The organism is Amaricoccus sp. (assembly GCF_036846665.1).
Lineage (GTDB): Bacteria > Pseudomonadota > Alphaproteobacteria > Rhodobacterales > Rhodobacteraceae > Amaricoccus.
Map to the genome: position 1 here is coordinate 1 of NZ_DAIUBO010000275.1, position 4,440 is coordinate 4,440.

The window sequence follows — 4,440 nt, forward strand, 5'->3', positions numbered from 1 at the left end:
CCCGCCGATGACGGGCGGGCGCGGCGCATGCTCGGCGAGGCGGAGGCGGCGGATTTCCGTGGCGTCGGCCGGCTGAACGTGGCGGGCCGGCGGTTCTGCACCGCGGCGCTCGTCTCGGACCGGCTCGCGGTGACGGCGGCGCATTGCCTCTATCATCCCCGCACGTTCCGGCCGGTGCCGCTCGCCGAGCTGCGCTTCGTCGCCGGGCTGCGCCGCGACGCGCATGCGGCGCTGCGCGGCGTGGCGCGGGCGGCGGTCCCGCCGGACTACGTCTATGACGGCGAGCCGAGCTTCGAGAACCTGCGACGGGACATCGCGCTCCTGGAGCTCGACGCCGCCATCCCGGCGGAGCAGGCGCTCGCCTTCCGCCCCGGTCCGATGCCCGGGGACGGGGCGGTGATCGAGATCGTCTCCTATGCCCGCGACCGGGCGCAGGCGGCCTCGATCCAGGACGGCTGCCGCATCGTCGCGCGCATCCGTGAGGTGGCCGCACTCGATTGCGAGGTCAATCTGGGCGCCTCGGGCGCGCCGGTGCTGGTGCTCGGCAAGGCGGGCAGGGAGCTCTGGGCGGTGGTCTCCTCGATCGGGGCGACGGTCTCGGGCGGCGAGGTGACGCTGGCGGTGCTGGCCGCGCCCGAGCTTGCGGCGCTCGAGGCGGCGCTCGCCGGGGCGGTGCCGGATTCCGCAGGCACATCACCTGCTTCGGAGCCTTGAAAGCCCCGGCGGGCCATCCCAGATAATCGCTGTCCGGCGCCGCGGAGCGGGCCGTTTCCACTGCAAAGGGCCTGTCCCGAGGGAAGGTCCGAACCCTGTATCGCTTCTGAAGGAGGATGCATCATGCGTCATTTCGACCTCACCCCCCTCTATCGTTCGACCGTCGGCTTCGACCGTCTCGCCTCCGTGCTCGACCAGGTCATGGCCTCCGACGTGGGCTCGAACGCCTATCCGCCCTACAACATCGAGAAGACCGGCGAGGATGCCTATCGCATCACCATCGCCGTGGCCGGGTTCTCGGAGACCGAGCTTTCCATCGAGGCCCGCGACGGCCAGCTGGTCGTGACCGGGCGCAAGGCCGAATCCGAGGACAAGGCCAATTTCCTGCATCGCGGCATCGCCACGCGCGCCTTCGAGCGGCGCTTCCAGCTCGCCGACCATGTGCGGGCGGAGAATGCGGTGACCGAGAACGGTCTGCTGCACATCGACCTCGTGCGCGAGGTGCCCGAGGCGCTGAAGCCGCGCAAGATCGAGATCGCGGGCAAATCCGCGATCGAGGGCAAGGCCGAAGCCGCCGCCTGAGCCCGCCGCCTCCACGAGATGCCCGAACGGCCCGCCCCGGCGGGCCGTTTCCTTTTCTGTCCCCTGCAAGGACCCATCGGTGCGGGGCGAATGCCCAGTGCCGATGCTTGCCTTCGATGGTGGAATGTGAGCTTCTGAGCATTCGGGCATAGATGGGGAGCGCCGGATGATCGCGCCGGAGGTCTTGGTTGCTTACTCTCTGATCGTTCTCGGCTTTGTCTTCGTCCCCGGCCCGGCAACCCTGCTGACGGTCGCTCGCGCGACGACGTCCGGAACGAAGGTCGGCATCGCGACGGGTGCGGGCATCACCGTTGGCGACTTCCTGCATACCATCATGGCCGTGGTCGGCATCTCAGCGATCATCGCGGCCTCCGCGACGCTCTTCACCATCGTGAAGTATCTCGGTGCGGCCTATCTGGTCTATCTCGGCCTGAAGGCGGCTTTCGAGAAGGGAGCGGTCGACCTCGGGCAAGGCCGCGTCCCGATCTCCGCACCCCAGGCGTTCCGGCAGGCGATTCTGGCCGAGGTCCTGAACCCCAAGACCGCCCTTTTCTTTCTGGCTTTCCTGCCGCAGTTCGTTGCGCCGGAGAAAGGTCGCATTGTCCTGCAACTGACGATCCTGGGCCTGACCTTCGCGCTGATCGGGCTCTTCAGCACCGTCGCCTACTCGCTCGCCGCAGGCCGTCTCGGCAATTTCCTCCGACGGAATCCCACGGTTCTCAAATGGCAGGGCAAGGTCGTTGGAGGCGTCTACTGCGCCCTCGGGATCCGTCTGGCGCTGCAGCAGCGATAGGCTGAAACGCGTCCGGCAGCAGCGAGGCCCCACGGAGCCGGAATGCCCGGACGCGACCCCGTCTTGGCCGCGGAGTCGATTCCGTGCCCCGCGCGGCCATTTGCCTATCCCGTCGATGCGGCGCGGGTCGGACGAAAGGGCCGCCGGGACGAGCGCGCAGGTTGCGCCGGGGCAGCCCCAGTCGGGGCGCGGGACCTCCGTCCCGACGTAGAAAGGCCGCGTCCGGGCGGGCGCGGCCCCTGACGCAATCCTGCGGCGACGATCAGCCCTGGCGGGCCTTGAAGCGGCGCTGGGTCTTGTTGATGACGAAGATGCGCCCCTTGCGGCGCACGACGCGGCAATCGCGGTGGCGCTGCTTCAGGGAGCGAAGCGAGTTTCTGACCTTCATGGCCTCTCTCCTCTTGCGGCGCGCGGCCCGGCCTGCGCCTCGGGTTTCAGACGGCCCTTGCGGGCGCGCCCCGGATGATCGCCGGGGAAATGGTGGGCGTAACTGGGATTGAACCAGTGACCCCTTCGATGTCAACGAAGTGCTCTCCCGCTGAGCTATACGCCCGAAGAACGGAGTGGCTCCGCTTCGATGCCGCGTCCATATACGCAGCCGCAATGGGGTTCAAGTGATTTTGCCTCACGGCCCAGAGAGGCTATACTCCGCCGTCGCCTCCGGGGTTGCCGAATGAACGAGCAGGTCTTTTCGCTACGGATGCCGGTCGAGCGCACATCCTGCGCGGTGTTCAATTCCCCGCACAGCGGGCGGGACTATCCGGCCGCCTTCCTCGGATCGAGCCGGCTCGATCCCTTGCAGATCCGCTCGTCCGAGGATGCCTTCGTGGACGAGCTCTTCACGCGGGCGCCGGAATGCGGCGCGCCCCTGCTCGCGGCGCGGGTGCCGCGGGCCTTTCTCGACCTCAACCGCGGCCCCGAGGACCTCGATCCGGTGCTGATCGACGGTGCGGCGCGGCGCGGCGTCAATCCGCGGATCGTGGCGGGGCTCGGGGTCATCCCGCGGGTCGTCGCCGAGGGACGCCCGATCATCGAAGGCAAGCTGACGCTCGCCGAGGCGGAGCGGCGCATCGCGAGCTACTGGCATCCCTATCACGCCGAACTCGCCGCGCTGATTGACGGCGCGCGGGCGCGCTTCGGCAGCGCCATCCTCTTCGACTGCCATTCCATGCCCCATGACGCGCTCGCCTCGGCGCCGGTGGTCTGGGGCCGGCGGCCGGACGTGATCCTCGGCGACCGTTTCGGCGCGGCCTGCGACCGCTGGCTCGTCGACGCCGCCACCGAGATCTTCACGGCGGCGGGCTTCGCGGTCGCGCGCAACGCGCCCTTCGCGGGGGGCTACATCACCCAGGCCTACGGGCGACCGCGGATGGGCGTGCATGCGCTGCAGATCGAGATCGACCGGGCGCTCTACATGGACGAGGCGCGGGTCGAGCGGCTGGCCTGCTTCGAGGCGATCCGGGGCCGGATCGGTGCCGCGGTCGCCCGGTTGAGCGCGCTCGGGCCCCGCGAGATGCGCGTGGCGGCGGAATAGCGGCTTCGGAAAAAAAGGGGCCGTGCACGAGGCACGGCCCAAGTTTAGGGAGGAAACGCCCATAGGGCGTGTATGATGCAACGCATCACGGATATGAGTTTATGTCGCGCCGCAGCATAGTCAACGGGTGCAGTGCAAAAAAACCCGAAAAAAGCGCCTGAGCGGAGATCCCGCCCAAATTTCGGGCAAATGCCCGGCTCAGGGCAGGTTCCTAGCGGATCGAGCGGCCGAATCGGATCGAGTCGCGACCAAATCTGGCGCGAATCCGGTCGGCTGTACGCTCGGCAGCGACAATACGGGTGCCGGAGCGGTCGAGGAAATCGTCGCCGGGGTCGCAGGCGGCTTCAGGAACCAGCCCGGCGAGGCCGATTCCGATCAGACGGAAGGGCGCCTGACCCATGTCGCGGCGCAGCAAAGGCAGGGCAATCCGATAGATCCGTTCGGCCATCTGGCTCGGGGCGGACAGCGCCTGGCGGCGGGTGAGGATGCGGTGGTCGGCCCGCTTGAGCTTCAGCGTCACGGTGCGGCCGCCCAGTCCCTTGGCCTTGGCGCGGGCGGAGACCTGCTCGGCGAGCGACCAGAGATGCCAGCGCAGGGTCCCCTCGTCGGCGAGATCCTCGGCGAAGGTGGTCTCGTGGGAGATCGACTTGATGGCCCGGTCGGGGGTGACGGGGCGGTCGTCGGCGCCCTGGGCGAGATGCCAGAGGCGGTCGCCGAGCGATCCGAAGCGGCGGATCAGCCATTTGCGGTCGCGGGGGCGAAGGGCGGCGAAGCCGCGCAGCCCCCCGGCCTCCAGCGCCCGCACCGCGGCCCCGCC

The 4,440-nt window shown here is 69.1% G+C and carries 6 protein-coding genes and 1 tRNA gene; 4 read left to right on the plus strand and 3 right to left on the minus strand.

Annotated elements, in window-relative coordinates; translation table 11 throughout:
• From V7050_RS18470 to V7050_RS18480, 3 genes are all read left to right on the plus strand, one after another.
• Window positions 1-714, plus strand: a 714-nt coding sequence (locus V7050_RS18470) for a trypsin-like serine peptidase (protein WP_324410986.1), incomplete at its 5' end; no start/stop codon positions are given.
• A gap of 123 nt (window positions 715-837) precedes the next feature.
• A complete protein-coding gene (locus tag V7050_RS18475; RefSeq protein ID WP_324369541.1) occupies window positions 838-1,296 on the plus strand; it encodes an Hsp20 family protein in 459 nt (152 codons plus the stop codon).
• A gap of 166 nt (window positions 1,297-1,462) precedes the next feature.
• On the plus strand, window positions 1,463-2,089 hold the full coding sequence (locus tag V7050_RS18480) for a LysE family translocator (RefSeq protein WP_324369543.1): 627 nt from the start codon (window positions 1,463-1,465) through the stop codon (window positions 2,087-2,089).
• A gap of 262 nt (window positions 2,090-2,351) precedes the next feature.
• Here V7050_RS18480 and ykgO read toward each other — a convergent pair whose 3' ends face one another.
• Window positions 2,352-2,477 carry a type B 50S ribosomal protein L36 gene (ykgO, locus tag V7050_RS18485; protein WP_324369544.1) on the minus strand — a complete coding sequence of 42 codons (126 nt, stop codon included), beginning with the start codon at window positions 2,475-2,477 and terminating at the stop codon, window positions 2,352-2,354.
• A 90-nt stretch (window positions 2,478-2,567) separates the two neighbouring features.
• Window positions 2,568-2,642 (minus strand) — tRNA-Val (locus V7050_RS18490).
• A gap of 120 nt (window positions 2,643-2,762) precedes the next feature.
• Between V7050_RS18490 and V7050_RS18495 the strand changes: the two genes are divergently transcribed.
• Entirely contained in the window at window positions 2,763-3,623 is an 861-nt protein-coding gene (locus V7050_RS18495; RefSeq protein WP_324369546.1) for an N-formylglutamate amidohydrolase, read from the plus strand.
• A gap of 211 nt (window positions 3,624-3,834) precedes the next feature.
• On the opposite strand, the gene V7050_RS18500 is transcribed toward V7050_RS18495, so the two are convergent.
• Window positions 3,835-4,440 (minus strand): DinB/UmuC family translesion DNA polymerase (locus tag V7050_RS18500; RefSeq protein WP_442885713.1); only part of this gene is annotated, 606 nt, incomplete at its 5' end.